A 1113-nucleotide genomic window follows, 5' to 3' on the forward strand; every position below is an offset into this window, starting at 1 on the left:
GTGACTAGAAACGGGGTGCAAACCCTTGTTATTGTAAATTCAGGATATTTGCTGTTAAAGAAGCATTTTATTGGTGGAAATAACCAGAAACCAAACGGGGGAACATTTACTAGTAACACTGGTAACAACAATCAAGCTACAATAGAATTACTCAATCAACAAATAGCAATCAAAGATAACCAAATTAAAGAAAAAGATGAACAATTGAAGTCAATGCAAAAATTATTAGATCAGTCACAACAATTACAATTGATGAACCAAAAGAAAGACAAACTAAATTCTATACCTGTACCAGGAAACAGCAAGGTTAACGTGATAGAAAAATCCATAAAAAAGTGGTGGCATTTTTGGTAATTATGGTGGTTTCTAAAAAAAGTAAAAAGAATCGTTAACTATCTTGTACAAGAAACTAATTTTACAAAGATACGCTATGTATTTATCTTTACCATTATTCGATATCTCTTTAAATTATGTAATCAAGAAAGGAATATTATCTTGCAATCCCAATTATTGTCCTTATCAGAAATTTTCAATAATACATTATTTAGAATCCCAGATTACCAACGTGGTTATGCTTGGTCAAAGAAAGAGTACTTTGACTTTTGGGAAGATATAACACGCTTTTCACCTAACATTCAATACTATATGGGAGTCATTACCACAGACAAAATTCCTAATGAAAAAATAAATCAATCTCCTGACTATTGGCTTGTAGAGTCAACAGGATACACTCCTTTTTACATTGTAGACGGACAGCAGCGTTTGACCAGCCTCGTTATTCTATTATCAGCTATTATCCATACAGCTGAAGACAGAAATCTAACAGTTATAAATTTTACCAAGCTATCGTCAATAAAAGAATTGTTTATAGCAAAGCCTAAGGGAGATTCAACTATCGATTACACGGCACTTTTTAATTACTCTAATAATAATTCTAGCAAAGAATTTTTTGAGAAAAATATACTACTTTTACCGTCAACTGATGAAGATAAAATAGTTATGAATAAATATAATCAAAACTTACTAGATGTGTATCACTATTTTTTAACTAAAATAGAAATATTATCTAACGCTGACCTTTGCGCTTTGTACTCTAAAGTTACAACAAAAGTA

General features: G+C 30.7%; 2 protein-coding genes. Both read left to right on the forward strand.

Translation table 11 applies throughout. From position 1 onward, the window contains the following. On the forward strand, positions 1 to 354 hold a 354-nt coding region (locus tag JUE67_RS12340; RefSeq protein ID WP_203637180.1), incomplete at its 5' end, for a DUF536 domain-containing protein. A 141-nt stretch (positions 355 to 495) separates the two neighbouring features. Continuing rightward, positions 496 to 1113: DUF262 domain-containing protein (locus JUE67_RS12345; RefSeq protein ID WP_203637181.1), on the forward strand; the 618-nt coding region annotated here is incomplete at its 3' end.

Origin of the sequence: Lacticaseibacillus mingshuiensis, assembly GCF_016861785.1 — a bacterium.
Classification (GTDB): Bacteria; Bacillota; Bacilli; order Lactobacillales; family Lactobacillaceae; genus Lacticaseibacillus; species Lacticaseibacillus mingshuiensis.